Here is a 20,218-nt window from a genome sequence, read left to right on the forward strand (position 1 = left end):
ATGTATTCGACAGTAGTATGTTGTGCTGATAAACTTTACGCAAATTCTTTGTAACCGAAATAAATATGAAAAAACACCACGGCTTTACAATGATCGAGTTGCTTATCGTCATTGTTATTCTTGGCCTACTGGCCTCTCTTGTAGCACCTAAATTCTTTAATCAACTAGGCACTGCTGAACGTGGTGTTGCTGCGGCTCAAATGAATGCCTTTGAAACGGCATTGGATACTTATCGTTTAGATATGGGTAGTTATCCTGAAAAGCTTGAAGAGCTACGCAAAAGTAATAAACCACGTTGGGATGGTCCATACCTACCAAAAGATATTCCGTTAGATCCCTGGAAAAACCCTTATGTATATGAAGTTCCAGGCGAAGATGGTAACCCGTATAAAATAATGTCCTATGGTGCAGATGGTCAACCCGGTGGCGCAGACAACAATGCAGATATAGTACATAAATAATGCAAAAATTATCATTAGCGGAATTATTAGTTCAGCAATTTTTAGTTTCTCCAGACGACTTAGCTCGTGCTGAAAGCTACCAAAAAAAATATGGTGGCCGGCTAGAAGAAATTTTAGTTAATATGGGCAGCTTGCCTGATGATCAAATTGCTTCTCTATATAGTCAATACTTGGAATTGCCCCTGGTAAATATTGGTCAATGGCTAGATAACCCTCCGCCAGAAGTTGATGATATAAGCTTAAGGTTTTTAATTGATAATCACTGGGTCCCACTCGATAATTATAACGATAAGTGGAAATTTGCCTGTCGCTATCCGTTAAATTTGAGTGTAAATGAATGGCTAACTCAAAAGAATTTAGTTGCAGATATATATGTTGCTTCAGAATCTGATATACAAACGCTATCAGCTCGATTCACACAATTAAATGTTACAGACAGTAGCCAAGAAATTGGTGGAGACGAGGAAGCTAAACTACGAGAATTAGCAACTGAAGCTCCAACAGTAAATTTATTAAACTCTTTAATCAGTCGAGCATTGAGACAAGGTGCTTCAGATATGCACTTAGAGCCTTATAACGGCCGTTATAGAGCACGCTTTCGTGTAGATGGCGTATTACATGAAGCTGAAATATTAGCTCCTAGAATGCAATTGCCCATTGTAACTCGTTTAAAAATATTAGCGGGAATGGATATCGCAGAAAAACGCAGACCGCAAGATGGCAAAATAGAAATGAAAATTGCCAATCAAGAGTTAGACATTCGTGTATCTGCCTTACCATTAAATGATGGTGAATCTATGGTGCTACGTTTTCTCCGTAAAGATAATGTGCAATACGATATGTCGGTTTTAGGTTTATCTTCGGATATAGAATCTATGATCCGAGAAGATATTAAAACAACAGCTGGTGTAGTTTTATTAACAGGTCCAACGGGGTCGGGTAAAACAACAACGCTTTATACGTTTCTAAATGCCTTAAATAACGATGATGTAAAAATAATCACACTAGAAGATCCAGTAGAATATCAATTAGAAGGGATTAACCAAGTGCAAGTCAATAGCGATATTGGCTTTAGTTTTGCTGCAGGGTTACGTTCAGTTGTACGGCAAGATCCCGATATTATCATGCTTGGTGAGATACGAGACAAAGAAACGGCACAAATTGCGTTGCAATCTGCATTAACTGGGCATCTTGTATTCTCTACGGTGCATACCAACGATGCAGCAAGTGCATATACACGATTATTAGACTTAGGTGTCGAAGAGTTTCTATTAAATGCAGCATTAGTCTCTATAGTTGCTCAACGTCTAGCACGTAAAGTATGTAGCGAATGTGCAATGCCAGATCCTGAAGCAAAAATGCTAATCGATAAGTATAAACTTAGCTCGCTTGCACAAAAATTTGACTTACCAGAAATTAAACTGACCAAAGGAAAAGGTTGTGAGCATTGCAGTAATTCCGGTTACAAAGGGCGTATGGCGGTAACAGAGTATTTACGTTGTGATGATGAAATTAAAGCGATGCCTAAAGACTCTGACTTTATCCCTAAAGCTAAAAAACATAATGCTGCATTATCACGTAGAACATTACTAGAAGACGGATTTTACAAAGCTATTATTGGGTTAACAACGGTTGAAGAAGTTGTTCGAGTAGCAGGCTAATTATGACCATATTTACCTATAAAGCATACGACAACTCAGGTGGTAAGGTTGAAGGAGAAATTGAAGCTGACAATAAGACGTTGGCTTTAGTAGAATTGAAAAAGCAAAATCTTTTACCAACAGAGGTCAAACAAACGACTGAAACTGGTGCTAGTATCTTTAGTTTCGGTACTAAAGTCTCATTAGCAGATTTAGAGTTTTTGACAGCTGAATTGAGTTTGTTGCTTGAGTCTGGTGTAAGGATTGATAAGGGTATAGATATCATAAAAAAAACTAAAGCTAAGCCAGCTTTAGCTAAATTACTTGGTGATATTAGTAGCAATCTAAAAAAAGGTAAAAGTTTATCTGAATCAGTAAGAGACCATGGTGATATATTTGATCCATTATATTGTAATTTAATTGAACTGGGTGAAGCGTCTGGTAATTTAAGTGAAATATTCGATGGCTTAGCGAAAGATTTAAAATTTAGGCGTGATCTACAACGTAAAATAATCAGTTCACTGGCTTATCCGACCGTCATTTTTTTCGTATGTATACTGAGTATCTTTTTTATCTTTAACTTTATCGTACCAAAAATGTCAGCAATGTTCACCGATGTTGCTGCGTTACCATGGTATACCCAAATAATGCTCTCTACGAGTGCATGGATGGTTGAATACCAAGGTTTTTTAATTGTTGGTGTAATTGCCGCTATATTTTTACTTATATCAGCAAGTAAGCAAGTGGCATTTATTAACTGGTGGCAAACGGTTAGTTTAAAGATCCCTTTTTTAAAAAAAGCAATAATAACAGTAGAGCGTATTCGCTTTAACAGTGGCCTAGCGTTAATGGTGAAAGCAGGAGTTCAAATAGACAGGGCCATAGGACTGTCAGCAGGTAATATTAAAAATAAAATATTACAAAAAGAAATGGACATAGCAAAAGCTAAGGTTAAAAGCGGCAGCGCTTTAACACCGGCATTGCAGCAAACTTCATTGTACCCTGCATTTTTTGTATCTTTACTGGAAGTTGGTGAAGAGTCAGGTAATTTAGAACGAGTATTCGATGAAATTGCCAATCGTTCAAGACAAGAGTTTGAAAGCTGGACAGAGCGAATGACTACTTTGCTTGAACCCTTAATGATATTGTTTATGGGTGGATTTGTTGGTGGTGTCGTTGTCGTTATGTTAATGAGTATGGTATCTATCAACGAAATGGGCATTTAAAAACATTAATGAAATGTAGGTCGGTATTTATGCCGTCGAAATGTTAAGTATGTAAATGTAGGTCGGCATTTATGCCGTCAAAGTGCTGAAAAAAAGAATAAAACTTAATGCTTGATGGGCTTACCCCCAACCTACAAAAAATTAAGTATATAAATGTAGGTCGGTATTTATGCCGTCAAAAGGCTGAAAAAAGAATAAAACTTAATGCTTGATGGGCTAAAGCCCAACCTACAAAAAGTTAAGTATGTAAATGTAGGTCGGTATTTGTACTGGCAATAAAGAGGATGACATGACTAGATACTTACATTCAGCCAAAGGTTTTACTTTAATAGAGCTTATGATTGTAATGTCGATTGTCGCACTCATAATGGGTATGGTTGGTCCTTTAGCAATCAACAGTCTTGAAAAAGCAGAAGCAAAGCAAGAAATGTTAACGCTAAAAAACTGGTTAAAAAGAATTAGTTACCGTGCTTATGCGACAGGCCAGCAACATCAATTAGCGTTGGAAGGTAAAAGAGCTACCTTAACCGTGGGGATAAATAATCAAAGCGTTATTACGGTAGAGACATTTGAGTCAATTTTTTTTGAACCACAAATTATGACCTTCAATACGCTTGGAATTATTTCTCCAAGCACAATGGCGGGTGAATATAAAGGAGAACCAATGTCTTTAAATTTAAAAAGTTGGGTAAACGGCGAAGAAGAAATTACCTACTTAACACCTAGCAGTTAGTGCAGAAAACAACCTATGACAAACCATATACCAAACTCCCCCTCAATGTATAAAGGCTTCACTTTAATTGAAGTACTTGTTGCAACGGTTATTTTAATAATTTCAATCTCTGCAATTACACTAATTTATCGTGGGGCTTATTTAAGTAGCGATAAAGCTAATAACCATATTGTAATAAAAACAGCATTACCGTCGATACTAGCCAATATTAAGCTGGAGATTCGAGGTAAAAGTAATGGCAATGAAACTGAGTTGTCAGGCAAAGGTAAAAGCTGGGAAACAGAGTATAGCTGGCAAGCCCAGCTGGAAGAATTTAAAGCAGCACCGACAAGGCTCGATGTAGATACAGGGCAATTTGTTACTCCGCCCAAAAAATATAAATTATGGCAAGTAACATTATTCTTAAAAACTAATAAAATGCAGAAACAGTATCAATATAAAGAGCTAGGTTGGAATAATGCATAAAGGTGGCAATGTTTATAAACGAAACCACGGTTTTACATTAATTGAGCTAATGATCTCGTTAACTATTTTAACAATGTTATTGTTTACTGGTAGTTATGTTTATATCATGTTATCGAGCCGATGGGATAAGCAGTTAGGTAGCTTCTCTGATAATGCACTAATAGCAAAAAATATTGAAGCCACTCAGCGAGTACTTGAAGGGATTCACGCACTAGTAGTGGTAGATAATAAAAAAACACCTTCATTCTTTTTTATTGGTCATTCAGACAGCCTTTTAGCGATTACACATTCTGGTATTTTTTCTGGTGATTTTCCTGAAATTTTTCGTATCACTAGTGTGCCAAATACAAACGGTAAGTTTGATCTTATCTATCAAGCCGTATCAATTGAAAATATCTTACTAGTAAAAACTGACCAAGAAATAAGGTTTGACCATCAACTAACATTATTCACTAACCTCGACAGTGCTACATTTAATTACTTAGGTTGGTCGAGCTACAAAGTTAAAAGTTTTCGTTACACCACAGGTGATAAATTACAATGGCGAAATCGTTACTCGGGCATAGACAGTCAAATAATGCCAGAACAATTGACTTTTACTATTAAAAAGTCTGGTTTGTCATTGTCTATTCCTGTTGAGCTAGATAACAACACAGAGCGATGGTTATCGCCTTATTTTGGAACAGATGAATGAATCAACGTGGCATAGCACTTATTCAAGTATTGTTAATTGTTGCAATATTATCTGTTCTTGCGTTGTATTTAACCAATACAGCAAGAGATCAAGTGAAAATTGCTCAATGGTTTGATGACAAAAATACTGCGCTAGTTGAGTTACAAAGCGCTGAGTCAACATTACTTTTTAATTTACTAACACAAACTAAAACATTTAAAGACCCCACAGGTAAAGTTCCGCTGTGGAATTTCTACAGTAAGCCGTTTAATATGAATGCAACAGTTGTAGTGTCAATGCAAGACCAAGCAGGGTTGCTTAGTATTCATTACCCAGAAGTAGGCAGATTAAATAGTTTAGTCAATTCTTTAGGGTTAGCTAACACGATAAAGTTTTCGGACTTGCTACTAGACTGGCAAGACATCGATGACACTCCTCGGCCAAGTGGTAGTGAAGGAGCAGATAAGCGCAACGGTAAAGTACCACATGTTCAAGACTTAATTCATATTCCTAATTTGCCATATGAAATATACAAAGTATTACAAAATAACATGTCAATTTATCAGTCAGGCTATTATAATCCGATGAATTCGCCAATCGAATTACTTAGTGTTCTTACCGATGAGGCGATGGCGCAGCATATTGTTAGTTTGCGCGATGAAGGAAAATTAAACAAAAAAAACTTTAGTGAGTTAACAGGCTTGGTTGAAGATGAGCAAATGTTTTTTTACCCTTCAAATAACATAGCAATAAAAATGAAAAGTACTGTGGGTGAATCTAGTGTTGAAAAGGAGATTGTAGTGTTTTTATCTTCCTATGCTACATTAGACACTCCCCCAGTATTAATAATGTATGTTCGTGGTTAATGTGAGTAAGGTATTGAGTAATAAAATAATTTCTTGGGCAAAGTCGAAAATAAAGCCGTATTTACTTTCTTTAGTGAAATATTATGATGGCCAACTCTATGAACTTCGTTTAGACCATGAGCAAAAAATAGCGCTATTTCCGTGTGATTCTTCTGCATCAATTAAACTTTTGATCCTTGCTCGAAAGCATTATCAAGAGTCTGTTGACAGCATTCCTGTTGATAACAATAAAGAATTAAAAAAAATATTGGCGCTTAAGTACCCAAACAAACTTCATACCAAGTATAGTTTGTGCAATCAAGATAATGGGCAAAGCAAAGTTAACGTATGGCATTTAGACCCAAATGTTCCATCAGCGTTATTTACAATTCCTGAAACGGCAATATTTTCGCACCAAATTGAAAATAATCAACTATTAACCATCAATAAAAAGCAAACTTCATTATTCGTATCACGTACAAATAATGTAGTTTATTCTTCAGTTCAGTCAGCTCTGGTTAAAAATCCAGCAATGTTTGCCTTGTCAGCAGGGATCATGCCTGATAGTGAAGAAATAATCGGTGCAGAGCAATTTGCTACACGCTTTAGTCTTCCCTTTAAACAAATGCCTTTCAGTCGTTTGATTAGCTTTATTAAACCTTCAGACACTCTATTGTCAAAAGAAAAAATTAAATGGCTAGGGTTGCCACTTGCAGCTATTTTTTTACTGAATTTACTCGTGGTGAGTGCTTTTATTAGTTACAAGAAAAATGAACTTGAAACATCGATGGCACAATTTGATGATAAATTTACAACCATGTTAAGCGCTCAACAAGAAATGGAAGAAAACCTCCAACGGTTTGATGCATTGAGCAGCTTCTTCAGTACGCAATCTTCCCATTTAGATTTATTATTAGCTGTTTCTGATGTTTTTCCAAAAGCTAGAATAAGTAATTTGCGTAGAACCGATGGGCGATACATTCTGCGGGGGTATACCGAAAATGCGCTCGACTTATTAACTTTTATGAATAATCACGAACGAATAGAAGATGCAAAATTTGATTTTCCTATTAATAAAGGTGGAAAAATAGAGTTTTTTGTTATCAGTTTTAAAAGTGTAGCGTTAGCTAATTTAGTTTTAGACACTAATGAACAAGAGGGTACAAACAATGGATGAGTTAAAAAAGCATTCATTACTAATTACTCTGATGGTGATTCTCGGGGCAGTTAAATTTATACTTGTGCCTGTTTACGATTGGCAAGATGCACAATTAGCTGAAATAAAATTGCTAGCCAAAAAGAAAAGTAAAATTGAAAATATTTTAAACCAAGAAGAAACCTTTCAACAGAATCACGAAAAGCTTGCGGCTGAAGTAAAAAAAGGAAATGCTGTCTTTTTTCCTTACCAAAAGGAAGCTGACTTTAAATTAACTCAACAAAAGCTATTAGAGAGTTTGTTTAAAAAACACCAGGTGGCAGCCTCTAATATAGGCTGGCAAGTAATTACTCCTATACCAGAGATTAACATTAATAGCTTTCAAATTAGAGTTCAGTTTACAGGTGAAACACTTAATGTAATACAGTTTATGGGTGCGCTTGAACGTTATCCACAGAGAATTGAAATAACTGAATTTTACCTAGACCTTGCCAACCAATCGGGCAAAAAGTTAGGTAAAACTAATGGCTGGTTTATGCTTAAATTTTACGCAAATGCAACCGAGCAAGATAATTCAACGGAGGCTAAGGCATAAAATGAGCATAATGTTAAACAAGGCAAGTCTGGCTTGTGTTGCTATACTTATTATATATTTAGCTATACATAACATCGAACGTTTAGCTTTAGTTGATGCTAAAAATGCGACGAGCAATACACGAACAGAGATTACTGCATTAGTAACACCGCAACCCAGTAAAGAAGCTTCAGCGTTATTTGACAAAGTATATGAACAATACAAAAAAAAGGCCCCCCGCTCTAAACCTAAAAATGTTCCTAAGAAAAAATCTGCAGAGCAACTTAAACAAGAGCGCTTGGCGAGAGAAGCAAAGCAAAAAGGACGTTTGAATTCAATACTTGCAGGTGATACGGTACTGCGCCTTAAAGCTATAATTGAAAATAGTAAAGGAAAAAACAATACTTACCATGCTTTAATTGAGGTAAGGAATACTAAAACAAAAAAAACAGCGATAGAGCAGTTTGATATTAACAGTGAATTATCGGGCTTTACTATCGTAAATATTAAAGATACAGAAGTGGTTATGAAGCGTACGCTTAATAACAAACCACAACAACTTACTTTAGTAATGTACAAGTCTTAGTCAATTTAGAATAAACCCTATAACAATCTTTTGAACAGTTGTTATCAACACGGTGTCATTTAACGTATGAATAAACGTAATACAATTAGCGTTGCAATTTTAATCTTCTTAGCTGGTTGTGCAGCACAGCCTCTTGAAAAGCCCAAATTAGAAGAGTCTTATTTATCTGCTGTAAGTAAAAATAAAGCCTTGGTTGAAAATGAAGCGCCTGCAGCGAACAAAATGCCAATAGCTGAACAAGCTAAAGCATTTAGATTTGTTCCTCCTTTAAAGCTAAACAGTAAAGACGCGTTAAAAGCGGAAGATGTACTCGCACAATTTAGTAATAAAGACACAATTAAGGTTGCTTCAGATAACTTACCTCTAGAGCAGTTTTTACATTATGTGCTTGGTGAACAGCTGAAAGTTAGCTATATACTTGCGGATGATGTTAAAAAGAGTGGTCAGCCAATTACTCTAAATTTAAAAAATAATATTTCACAAAAAAAATTATTTACATTAACTGAAGAGCTACTGAATCAGCGTAACTTTAGTATCAGGTTTGATGACAATATTTTTTATATTCACAAAGCCGATAGTGACGACGGTAAAGGGAATGTTGTTTACGGTTATGGTAAAAAAATAAGTGATGTACCACAAACATCGTTTCAAATTATGCAAATGGTTCAATTTGAATACGGAATGCAGGCTACTATTGGAAACACGCTAAGACAAATGCTTGGTGTGAAGACATCGGTAGACACTACTCGTAACACCATAACCATTGAAGCAAAACGTAAAGATGTTATTCGCGCATTAGAATTGATTCAATTAATGGATCAACCCATGATGCAAGATCGTCAAATTGGGGTATATAAAACCACATATAGCTCTACAGACGAGCTTATTAAAAAACTTACTGAATTACTTGGTCAAGAAGGCATTAGTGTTGGTAGTTCAAAGTCTACATCGCCAGCACTGTCAATAGTTGAAATTGCACACCAGGGTGAGCTTTATTTTTTTGCTAATAGCAGAGACGTTATTCAGCGAGCAGTGTTTTGGTCAACCCAGATAGATAAACCAACACAAACATCAGAACAACAATACTTTATTTATACGCCAAATTACTCTCGCGCAGTGGATATGGGTGATAGCTTAACCGCATTAATCAGCGGCACTGCTAGTGTTTCTAATAGTACATCGGCTGCTAGCCAAAATAAAAAATCAGCCCCAGCAACAAAAAATATTGGTTTTGCCAGCTCTAAAGACATGAAAATGGTGGTTGACGAACGTGCTAACGTGCTAATTTTTTATACGTCAGGGGAAGAATACCAACAAATATTGCCATTAATAAAGCGTTTAGACCTAATACCTAAGCAGGTTATGCTTGAAGTTATTATTGCAGAAGTAACAATGGCAGATGAGTTCAAGCAAGGGGTTGAGTTTGCTTTTAGTAGTGGTCGTTATGCAGTTAATACAACGGGCGCATTTTTTGGTGAGGGCTTTGGTGGCTTATCATATGCGTTAGGTGGTGGTAATTTAGACGTAGCTATTCAGTTATTTCAATCAAATAGTTTAGTTGATATTTTATCTAAGCCGTCAATTGTAGTGCGTGATGGTGTTAGTGCTAATATTACCGTTGGAACTGATATTCCAATTGTGGGAGAAACCGCAAGCAACCCATTAGATGGGGCTGGCTCTAAACAAACAACAAAAATTGAATACCGTAGAACAGGGGTTAACTTATCGGTTACCCCTACTATTAATGCACAAGGTGTGGTGTTAATGGAAATTAATCAAAGTGTTAGTAATACCATAGAAGCTGGTACCACAAGCTCGCTTAACCCGTCGGTATTTGAAAGAACTATTCAAACAGAAGTAGTTGCTGAAAGCGGCCAAACCATTATGTTAGGCGGCTTAATTAGTAGTAATAAAACTAAGAAAAATACGAAAGTACCTTTCTTTGGTAGCTTGCCTATTATTGGTAACTTATTTAGAGGTGAGACAGAAGCGGGTGATAAAACCGAGTTAGTAGTTTTTGTAACCCCTAAAGTGATAGAGAGTAGTGACCAGTGGGAAGAAATTAAGGCTAAGTTTGGCGCGGGTTTAGCCAATTTAGACATTAATCAATAAAAACAGCGTATTAATCAATAAAATTATTACTATACACGCTTGAATTATGCTTTATAATTAGTTAACGTTATTTTACGTTAAGATTTAACTGTGTGGATGATATTTTGTGTGCAAAAAGTGTTCAGTTAGTTTTTTATTGATCACATATTTGTTGACATGGTTGAAACACTGGTTAAACTAACTCGCGTTAGAAGTCGCTTAGGCGACGGCCTAAGTGTTATACCTAAGTGTTAATTTAACGTACGTATATAACATGAGAGACATACTCTCTTGTTTCATGAAACGAAGGAAGATAAAAAATGTTTAAAAAAACTTTAATCGCATTCGCAATTACTGGTGCTGTAACAGGTATGGCAAATGCTGCAGAAATCGTAACTGGTCACACAGATACTATATTAACAGGTTTGTCTGTTACTGGTACAAATCCAGGTGCTGCTAACTGTGATGTTGCTGCCGTTGAGTTAGGTGCTATTTTACAAAACTCTGGTAATGCTGAAGGCGGTAACAATGATACTATCTCTGATGCAAACCAAACTGGCCGTGCTGATGTTGGTTCTGCAATAATGACAGCTGCTGACGCTTGTGATGCTTCATCATTTGAAACGCGTACAACAACTACTGTTAAAGCTTCTATTGAAGCGGCACAAGTTGGCGCTGCACAATTACCAGGTATGGTTATTGCTGGTATCGGTGGTTACGAAGATGAATCAACTCTTACTATTGACATTCAAGGTGCAAAAGTAGATTTAACTAAAACAGTTGCTCCTTTCTTAACCTATAATGTTAATGGTACAGGTCCATTTAACGTTCCAGTATTAGATATTACTGAAAATACAGTTCGCTTTACAGTGCCTGTTGGACAAGATATTCCACCACTAGCAGTAATTACTATTAGAGACGTATTTTTAAGTGCAACTGGCTTAACTGGTACTACAGTTGTTGATATTAAGTCTAAAGCAACTAACACTGCTGGTTTAGATTATGATGTAACAGATTGGACACCAGTATTAGAGCTTAAGCCTCAGTACTCTGCAGCTGTTTCTCGTAAATTTGATGCAATTATTGATGTTACTGAAAAACGTCAATCATTAGTTCCAAATACAATTCCAAGCCTTATTGATGCCTTAGATCAAGATACGTTTGTATTAAAAGTTACGCAGGAAGTAACTGCAGGTGTTGGTGCTGAATTAGCAGCCACTGGTGGTAAGTTATCTATTACTAGCCAAGAAACTGGCGGTTTTGGTTGGATGGATACTGACGGCGACGGCACTATTACAGCAGCTGAAATTGCAGCTTCTGCAATGTTAACTACAACAGCTACAGCTGGTGCAGATACGTTATTTGCTGGTACGTTAGACGCAACAAATACTATCTTAACATATACTACAAGTGCAGATGGAAGCCCAACTCCAACGCCTAGCCAAACACTTGATTTAGAGTACCAATTAGTACTTGATACAACTGCATTACACGCTGCTGGTATTGGTAACCCATTATCTCCATATGCTGAAGCACAAATGTTTGAAGCTTCATTCTCTGCTTTCTCTACAGCTCCTACAGTGAAAGAAATGAAAGCATGTGATGCAGCAACTGGTGCAGTTTGTGACCTAGACGCTGGTGAGTGGGTATTAAATGGTTCAGTATTAACAGTTCCATACATGCCATTTGGTGATAATACACAAGTTATCTTACGTCACACAAACACAGGTGACCAAGATGGTAAGATTTCAATTCGTTACATGATTGAAGGTTCAGCAGGTAACACAGCTGATACTGCATGGGTTGCAATTCCAACTCCATTAGCAACTCCTTCAGTTGGTGGTGTTTTAGACATTAAAAACGAAGTAATGGATGCTATCATGGCTCATGCTGGTACAACACGCGGTAAAGTAGCGATTGAAATTACTACTGAAGCTCCAGAAGGCGATATCACTGTATACGCAGCGTATAAAGTACTTTCTGAGCAAGACCGTGGTTTTGTTGGTACATTTGGTGAGCACGGCTCTTCAGACCAAAACTAAGAAATATTGTTAATATGTAATATTTTATTACTGTAACAATTAAAAAAAGCGAGCTTAGGCTCGCTTTTTTATTTTTTATTTTTATTTTTTTAAAATATTCAAATAAACTAATACCAGTGTCATTAATTAAGTGAACTATTTTATACGCAGTGAAAACAGTCAAACACAAGGCTTTTATTTTTATAACGAGCTGTTCAGAACAATTATGCTTCTGCATTGTCTACACAAGCTACATCCTTGTAACGAAAATTATAAAATAGATATCGCAGCAGTTGATTATTTTGGCCCATAGAAATGTTTATACCAGTTTCATTAATTAAGTGATCTATTTTATACGCAGTGAAAACAGTCAAATACAAGGCATTTATTTTCATAACTAGTTGTTCTAATTATAAAATAAATAACGCAGTAGTTGATTGCTTTAACCAGTAGAAATGATCAAATAATTAGTGAGATTGGTATTACATAGTTAATTAGATTAGTTTGAAAATTGAAGTCGCAGTACAGTGCTAATTGTGATGATTTAGCGCCTAGAGTAATAATTAAGCGAAGACCTGAGTATCATGAAGATAGCTATTTTTGTAGATCAGTTCCCGGTTTTGTCTCAAACGTTTGTGCTTAACCAAGTAACCGCGTTGATAGATGCAGGCGCAAATGTAACTATTATTGCGTTAAACAAGCCAGAAAGTCGAAAACACCACGCCGATGTATCGCAATATCAACTCATCAGTAAAACGGTATATTTGTTAAATGAGCCGAGCGGTAAAGTTAATAAATTATGCTATCGAATTAAAAATATTCTGTGGGCAGTAGTAAATAAAGCTAAAAGAAGCTTGATTTTGCAAAGTATCAACAAGGAATATGGTAAACAAGGTAAAAGCCTGTTGTTAGCAAGTATTTTAGCCAAAGTAGAACAGCCTTTAGAGTTTGATGCGATTGTTTGCCACTTTGGCTATAACGGTATATTAGCGAACAAATTAAGACAATTAGGTGCGCTCAACGGTAATATTGTAACGGTATTTCATGGTTATGAAGTATCAGCTATAAAAGCTTTAGCCTTATATAAAGCTGAATATCAGAAATTGTTTAAGCAAACTGAACTTATGTTGCCTATAAGTAATTTATGGCGAGAAAAGTTAATTGAATTGGGCTGCGCGAAAGAAAAAGTAAAAGTACATAGAATGGGAGTGAATTTAGCTAACTTTCCTTTTGTACAAAAAACTAATGCAAACAACACCGATTATCTATGCAATACTCAAAAAAATTCGCACCGAGCTTTTAAAGTATTTACCGTGGCACGTTTTTCTGAAAAAAAAGGGATAATCTATGCGATTAACGCTATGGCATTGTTACCTAAATCATTAAATATTCAGTATGTGCTAGCAGGCTACGGTGAGCTTGAACACGAAATAAAGCAGCAAATTAATCAGCTAAACTTATCTGACAATATTGTACTGCTTGGCAAATTAGATCAAAAACAAGTGTTAGCCCAGATGCACGATTGCGACATTTTTTTGCAACCTAGTGTAACTGCACGTAACGGAGATATGGAAGGAGTACCAGTAGCTATTATGGAAGCAATGGCTGTTGGCTTGCCGGTAATATCTACAGTACACAGTGGTATTCCTGAACTGATCATAGATGGAGAAAGTGGTTTACTTTCTCCTGAGAAAAGTGCAGAAAGCCTGCGTGATAACATTATGAAACTTTACGAAAATTCTGAATTAAGAGTAGCAATAGTCAATAATGCTAGGAAACAAATTGAACAACTAGCCGATGTTAATACATTAAGTGTAAAGCTTATCTCATTGCTAGAAAAGCTTGCGCCTAGACGCTAGACTAAATCACATAAAACCATTATCCTTTCATCATTACTCACCCTTCAAAGTTTTAAATGATATCTCACCGTCATCAATGCGTCTTTATTCACATTCCTAAGGCTGCAGGGCAAAGCATTGAAAGTGTATTTGTAAAAGCCAATAATTTAACGTGGGCAGAAAGGGCGCCTTTGTTGCTAAAGCCAAATACTAATAAATTACTTGGCCCACCTCGCTTGGCTCATTTAAAGGCGAGTGAATATGTAGATTGTGGCCATATTTCAGCAGCGTTATTTCAGCAGTATTTCAAATTTACATTTGTGCGTAATCCTTGGGCAAGGTTGGTGTCAGAATTTAACTATCGACAACAACATGGAGATGTACGTTATCAATGCAGCTTTAAAAAGTTTTTATTTGAACGTTTTCCAACAGCTGAATTAGACGACTACTTAAATGCGAAAGACTACTACCGACACGTTATTTCGCAATGGCAATTTATTTATGACGAAAATGACAATTGCTTGGTCGATTTTGTAGGTAAATTTGAGAACTTACAGCAAGACTTTGACTACGTGCAAAATCAGTTGGGGTTACCAAAAGTGCCCTTGCCGCACAAAAATATTACCCATGGAAAAACAGCAAGATTTAAACAGTCTGTCTTCTCATTAATTAGTAAAAATAAAGCAAAATCACATTACTCTTACTATTACGACCAAGAGTCAATGAACTATGTAAAAACACTTTATGAAAAAGACATTATTTTATTTAATTATCACTTCGAAGATCAGAAATAAGCATGTTAAAAGCAATAAGTTCGGTGTTGCTGTTTAGAGTATTAGCGGCTTTTTTAGGGTTTGTAACAGTTACCTTAATTACTCGGTACAGCGCTACTACCGAGGATGCGGGCTTATATTTTTTTATGGTTTCTTTGCTTACTATAATGGCAACAATAGCTAGGGTTGGCTGTGATAATGCTGTAACACGCTATATTGCAATTGCTAATAAAGCGATCAATAAGAGTGAACTAGTTTTAACCTATCAATTTCTTATAACACGTACGATAAAATTTGCTGTGTTATTTTCAGGGGGAATTTTGTTGCTAGGATGGCTTGGATTTTACATAACGTTTATTTCCTATAATTATGCGATTGCTTTCACTTTTACGGCAATTCTGATCCCTTTTATTAATGTATCTGTGGTTTTTGTTCAATGCTTTCAAGGCTTGAAAAGCATGCATACATATGCATTTTTAAATACATTAACTCGGATAGTGCTTGTGTTTTTGTTGATGCTAGCGGTAATGGTTGTACCTGTGATTAACTTTAGTGGGTTAGCGTTAATGTATGGTGTGTCAATAATACTGACCGCAATTATCAGTTACTGGTTGTGGCGCAGAAAACTACCTGTATTAACCACTGCAACTGAATTATCGGCTAAGCAAGATATACTCACAAGTAGTTATTTACTTTGGGGTGTGGCTGTTCTTGCTACTATTATGACAAATGGCGCAACGGTGATACTTGGATTTTTAAGCTCGCCTGAGCAGGTTGCTATTTTTGCTGCAACAAGCCGCATCGCATTAATATTGACTTTTATTTTAATGGCAGCTAACAGCGTTTTGTCTCCACGATTTGCTGAATTATCGAAGGAGATCCATTTAGGAAATACTAGGCTTAAATTACAAGATGTTTATAGAAGCTCTACTCGTTTAATGATACTACTTACCTTACCGTTGTTGGTAATTGTATTTTCTTTTGCTAAAGACATTTTATTGGTTTTTGGAGAGGCATATACTGCAGGTAGCTTGACCCTGCGATTGTTAGTTGTTGGTTTGTTTTTTAAAACAGTTGTTGGCTCTGTTGGGCAATTATTGATAATGACTGGCCATGAAAAGGAGCAACGATTAAGTTTAATAATAGCGGTTACACTACTTGTTCTACTATTGGTTTGTCTTACGCCAACTTATGGTGCACTAGGGGCTGCAACAGCTGTTTTAATTGCAATGGTAATGAACAATAGCATTGGATACTACTTTGTTGTTAAAAAGTTAAAGGTTTCATTGTTTTAACTAAGGTAAAAAGACTTGAATATAGTAAAAAAAATTAAAGCTTATTTTAGTGCAAAACAAGCGTTAGTGGCTAAGTATGCAGATCCTGATACCATTTTTATCTATCAAATGGGAAAGGTGGGTTCTACATCATTAGAACACTCAATTCCTGGCGCTATTCATATACATGCGTTTTATCTTAAAAACCATACTTGCCCAGTAAGAGTTAAAGGATTAGCCAAGTTTGGATGGCGGTATTTTATATATAGCATTGAACAAGCATTTTTTTCAGCGTTATTAAGGTGGACATTTAAAAAAAGAAAGCACACTAAGATTATTACGCTTGTACGAGAACCACGGAGTCGTAATTTATCTATGTTTTTTCATGATCTAGATGCTTACTTGTTTGCTGCACATACCAATTGTTTAAGCACGCGAAATAAACCACTGTCTACACGCGTTCAATCTAAAGACTTAATTGAACAAGTTTATAATGAAGAGTTTGATCATTTGTATGCACTTAATTGGTTTGAAAAAGAATTTAAACCAATGACGGGTATTGATATATACAGCACAGCATTTGATAAAGATCTAGGGTATAGCCAAATTAGTAATGGCAATATCAGTGTACTATGCGTAAGAACTGACAGGTTAGATTCTTCAGTTGAGATAATTGAAAAGTTTATTGGAAAACAATTGATAATGGTAAACAGCAATAGCGCTGAAACTAAGTGGTATAGCGATTTATATCAACACTTTGCACTATCATATAAGCTGCCAGAGACAATCGAAAAGAAAATAATAACGAGTAAGTTTTATCAACATTTCTTTAATTAGCTCTGAAGTAAATATTATCAATTTTTGACGGCGTAAACGCCGACCTACAGGTTAAGTTTTTTGGTATTGTAGGTTGGGCTTCAGCCCATCAAAAATGACGGTTGTAGGGTAATGCAGGAGTAATTACCGATAAGGTCATCAGTAACATTAATATTTTTACGGCGTAAACACCGACCTACGGGTTAAGCTGTTTGGTATTGTAGGTTGGCCTTCAGGCCATCAATAATATAGAGTGTTTAATTGTTTAATTGTTTAATTTAACATTGCAAATAAATTAAATAGTAAAGGAGTACTTATGAATATTTTACACCACGGAGCGGTGAGTGGCGTTACGGGTTCTTGTCATCAGTTAGTTATTAACCAACAAAATTCACTTTTGGTTGATTGCGGTTTATTTCAGGGGGCAGAAATCACTAACGGCGATACCGAAAATGCCTTAGCCATTGAGTTTGATATCAGTTCGGTTCAAGCGCTTATTGTAACTCATTGCCATATTGACCATGTTGGTCGTATTCCTTACTTATTAGCCGCTGGGTTTAAAGGTCCTATTTATGCAACTGAAGCCACAGCAAGCTTATTGCCTTTAGTAATAGCTGATGCCTTAAAAGTAGGCGTTACACGCAATCAAAAAATTATCGATGCATGCCTTAAGTTATTAAAACAACAGCTAGTGTCTGTACCCTATAAACACTGGATTGAAATTCCGTTTATACCAGCGGCTTCGTCAAACATAGCGGCTGTAAAGGTAAAGTTTCAGCCTGCAGGGCATATTCTTGGTTCAGCTTACGTAGAGATTGATTGTGCATTTAAACAGGTTGTAGATAAAAAGTCTGAGCGTATTGTTTTCTCAGGAGACTTAGGCGCTCCCTACGCACCATTACTTGCTGCACCTAAAGCGCCTTATCGTGCTGATGTGTTAGTGATAGAGTCTACTTATGGTGATAAGCTTCACGACAGCCGTAAGCAACGTAGCGCCAAGCTTCAACAGGTGATAGAGCATGCTGTTAAAGACAATGGTGTAGTGCTGATCCCTGCGTTTAGCATTGGGCGAACGCAAGAGTTGTTGTATGAGTTTGAGCATATTATTCATCAAGCCCATAAGTTACCTAATAAAGGTGTGTGGCAATCGATAGAAGTTATTGTTGACTCGCCGATGGCTGCCAATTTTACCAAGCAGTATCGACAGTTTAAAACCTTGTGGGATAAAGAAGCGTTAAATAAGGTTAAGCATCAACGACACCCGCTTAATTTTGAACAGCTAGTTACTATCGACACCCACGATGAGCATATTCGTACGGTTAACTATTTAGCCAGCAGAAACAAGCCTGCAATTGTTATTGCTGCAAGCGGTATGTGTTCTGGTGGGCGCATTGTTAATTATTTAGAAAAGTTCTTAAATGATGAAACTGCCGATGTTATTTTTGTAGGATACCAAGCACAAGGAACACTGGGGCGTGACATTCAATATTATGGCGACTCATCTAGAGGGAAGGGTGGTTATGTGTATATTAATGGTCAACGTATTGATATAAAAGCTCAAATTCATACCATTAGTGGTTATTCTGCCCATGCCGATCAAAAAGATTTAGTTAATTTTGTTAAACGTATGAAGATAAAGCCTAAAAAAATAAAAATAGTGCATGGTGATGAGCAAGCGAAAGCTGCGCTTAAATATCAATATAAACGTTTATTTCCAAGTATAAATGTAACTATCGCTGTGTAGCTTAACCAAGAGGTAGGGTTTTAGCTAATCAGCATTTTGACGGCGTAAACGCCGACCTACAAGGTTGAATTTGATTTGTAGGTTGGGCTTCAGCCCATCAAGTATTACGATAAGTTAAAGTTGATTGATAAGTATGGTTTGTTTTGAGGGCGTAAACGCCGACCTACAGGTTAAGTTTTTTGGTATTGTAGGTTGGGCTTTGCCGCCAGGGATGGCGGTAGTAGGGGAATGCAGGAGCAATTACCGATAAGCCCATCAAAGATTAAGATAAGTTAATGATGATTGATAAGTATAATTAACTGACGGCGTAAATGCCGACCTACAATTAAAAAATCAGAATTAGATTAGAGGTAAGCTTGAATAATTTATACAACCCTCGGTTATTTGCAGGCGAGCGCAGCGTTTTGTTTGTCGGGTTTATTAGTTTAGTTTTTGCCTATTTAAGTTTTGCTAAAAATGACGATAGTGTTTGGTTGCTTAAAAGTTATTCTAACGACATTACTTACGGTGGAACGGTAACTAAAGTATCAGAAAATAGTTACCGCTTTGAAAGCCGCACTAATCCCTTTTGCTTTCCTGATCAAGTGCGGTGCAATAAGGCGCTGGTGAGTTACAAAAATTATACAAAGCCAGTTGAAGGTAAAATAGTAACCTATTCGTTCGACTTTTTAATAGAACAATACAACTATAGCAATTCGCCAGACTGGTGGGTACTTTTTCAAGACTGGATAAGAATTGATCCTAATAATCGTAGTGGTAATCGGCCAATAAGTACGGTTGAAGTTAAGTCGTATGGAAACAAGTTATATCTTCGTCATAAAGATTCCGCTTTTCAGTGGGGCACAGATCCAAGTAGAACGAAGCAAGTTAACAATGGTGAATTACTCATCCAAGTGGGCGTAACTTACCGTTTACGCATTGAGTTAACAGAAGGCACAACATTTAACACGGGTGGCATGGCCTTATTTGTTAATGATAAAGAAGTATCTCGAGCCCATTACCAAACAAAATCAGCCACACAGTGGCGCGAAAATGTGCAAGAGTTTGGGTTATATCACGATAAAACCTTCAACACTGAGCGTAAACTAGAAGACCAAATTATATTCTCAATTAATAACTTGATAAGAACTGAGCAAAAAAAGGAGTAGTTAACCTTACTCAAATATCTCAAAACCGTGAGCTGAATACTTTTCATGCTACATTCGTTGGCAAGCTGACTAATTTCTTGGATATTTCTGGTTTTATCTGGTTGTTTGCCTTTCTATAAGATAAAATCCCGTTTTGTTTACGAATATATTCAGT

18 protein-coding genes are annotated in these 20,218 nt (G+C 36.4%); all 18 read left to right on the plus strand.

The annotated features are described in order from the left end of the window. The first annotated feature begins 65 nt into the window (after positions 1-65). The 18 genes from gspG (at position 66) to QUD79_RS03620 (ending at position 20,064) form a co-directional block, all read left to right on the plus strand. Positions 66-461, plus strand: a complete 396-nt coding sequence (gene gspG / locus QUD79_RS03535) for a type II secretion system major pseudopilin GspG (RefSeq protein WP_184423581.1) — start codon at positions 66-68, stop codon at positions 459-461. After that, positions 461-2,122 (plus strand): GspE/PulE family protein, encoded by a 1,662-nt coding sequence (locus tag QUD79_RS03540; RefSeq protein ID WP_184423580.1) that lies wholly within the window; start codon positions 461-463, stop codon positions 2,120-2,122. The genes gspG and QUD79_RS03540 overlap by 1 nt, the downstream gene beginning before the upstream one ends. A 2-nt stretch (positions 2,123-2,124) precedes the next feature. Next, positions 2,125-3,327, plus strand: coding sequence for a type II secretion system F family protein (locus QUD79_RS03545; protein WP_184423579.1), 1,203 nt, complete (start codon positions 2,125-2,127; stop codon positions 3,325-3,327). A 289-nt stretch (positions 3,328-3,616) separates the two neighbouring features. Further along, a complete protein-coding gene (locus tag QUD79_RS03550) occupies positions 3,617-4,060 on the plus strand; it encodes a prepilin-type N-terminal cleavage/methylation domain-containing protein (protein WP_184423578.1) in 444 nt (147 codons plus the stop codon). Positions 4,061-4,075: 15 nt separating this feature from the next. Beyond that, positions 4,076-4,525, plus strand: coding sequence for a prepilin-type N-terminal cleavage/methylation domain-containing protein (locus QUD79_RS03555; protein WP_184423577.1), 450 nt, complete (start codon positions 4,076-4,078; stop codon positions 4,523-4,525). Beyond that, positions 4,518-5,219 (plus strand): PulJ/GspJ family protein, encoded by a 702-nt coding sequence (locus QUD79_RS03560; protein WP_184423576.1) that lies wholly within the window; start codon positions 4,518-4,520, stop codon positions 5,217-5,219. Before QUD79_RS03555 ends, QUD79_RS03560 begins: the two co-directional genes overlap by 8 nt. After that, a complete protein-coding gene (locus tag QUD79_RS03565) occupies positions 5,216-6,064 on the plus strand; it encodes a hypothetical protein (protein WP_184423575.1) in 849 nt (282 codons plus the stop codon). Before QUD79_RS03560 ends, QUD79_RS03565 begins: the two co-directional genes overlap by 4 nt. A 13-nt stretch (positions 6,065-6,077) precedes the next feature. Then, positions 6,078-7,220 (plus strand): hypothetical protein, encoded by a 1,143-nt coding sequence (locus QUD79_RS03570; RefSeq protein WP_184423574.1) that lies wholly within the window; start codon positions 6,078-6,080, stop codon positions 7,218-7,220. Continuing rightward, complete coding sequence (locus QUD79_RS03575; RefSeq protein WP_184423573.1) at positions 7,213-7,794, plus strand: hypothetical protein; 582 nt, start codon at positions 7,213-7,215, stop codon at positions 7,792-7,794. The genes QUD79_RS03570 and QUD79_RS03575 overlap by 8 nt, the downstream gene beginning before the upstream one ends. A 1-nt stretch (position 7,795) precedes the next feature. Beyond that, entirely contained in the window at positions 7,796-8,359 is a 564-nt protein-coding gene (locus QUD79_RS03580; protein ID WP_184423572.1) for a hypothetical protein, read from the plus strand. A 66-nt stretch (positions 8,360-8,425) separates the two neighbouring features. Next, positions 8,426-10,471, plus strand: a complete 2,046-nt coding sequence (locus tag QUD79_RS03585) for a secretin GspD/PilQ domain-containing protein (protein ID WP_184423571.1) — start codon at positions 8,426-8,428, stop codon at positions 10,469-10,471. Positions 10,472-10,770: 299 nt separating this feature from the next. Continuing rightward, the gene (locus QUD79_RS03590; protein WP_184423570.1) at positions 10,771-12,492 is read left to right on the plus strand and encodes a hypothetical protein; all 1,722 of its coding nucleotides are present in this window, start codon (positions 10,771-10,773) and stop codon (positions 12,490-12,492) included. Positions 12,493-13,055: 563 nt separating this feature from the next. Further along, positions 13,056-14,330 carry a glycosyltransferase gene (locus tag QUD79_RS03595; RefSeq protein ID WP_184423569.1) on the plus strand — a complete coding sequence of 425 codons (1,275 nt, stop codon included), beginning with the start codon at positions 13,056-13,058 and terminating at the stop codon, positions 14,328-14,330. A 56-nt stretch (positions 14,331-14,386) separates the two neighbouring features. Next, a complete protein-coding gene (locus QUD79_RS03600; RefSeq protein ID WP_184423568.1) occupies positions 14,387-15,103 on the plus strand; it encodes a sulfotransferase family 2 domain-containing protein in 717 nt (238 codons plus the stop codon). A 2-nt stretch (positions 15,104-15,105) separates the two neighbouring features. Next, positions 15,106-16,377 carry an oligosaccharide flippase family protein gene (locus QUD79_RS03605; protein WP_184423567.1) on the plus strand — a complete coding sequence of 424 codons (1,272 nt, stop codon included), beginning with the start codon at positions 15,106-15,108 and terminating at the stop codon, positions 16,375-16,377. Between the two features lie 15 nt (positions 16,378-16,392). Further along, the gene (locus tag QUD79_RS03610; RefSeq protein ID WP_184423566.1) at positions 16,393-17,193 is read left to right on the plus strand and encodes a putative capsular polysaccharide synthesis family protein; all 801 of its coding nucleotides are present in this window, start codon (positions 16,393-16,395) and stop codon (positions 17,191-17,193) included. Between the two features lie 295 nt (positions 17,194-17,488). After that, complete coding sequence (locus tag QUD79_RS03615; protein WP_184423565.1) at positions 17,489-18,916, plus strand: MBL fold metallo-hydrolase RNA specificity domain-containing protein; 1,428 nt, start codon at positions 17,489-17,491, stop codon at positions 18,914-18,916. 356 nt (positions 18,917-19,272) lie between these two features. Further along, entirely contained in the window at positions 19,273-20,064 is a 792-nt protein-coding gene (locus tag QUD79_RS03620; protein WP_184423564.1) for a hypothetical protein, read from the plus strand. The last annotated feature ends 154 nt before the right edge of the window (positions 20,065-20,218 follow it).

Origin of the sequence: Thalassotalea piscium, from assembly GCF_030295935.1 — a bacterium.
Classification (GTDB): domain Bacteria; phylum Pseudomonadota; class Gammaproteobacteria; order Enterobacterales; family Alteromonadaceae; genus Thalassotalea_B; species Thalassotalea_B piscium.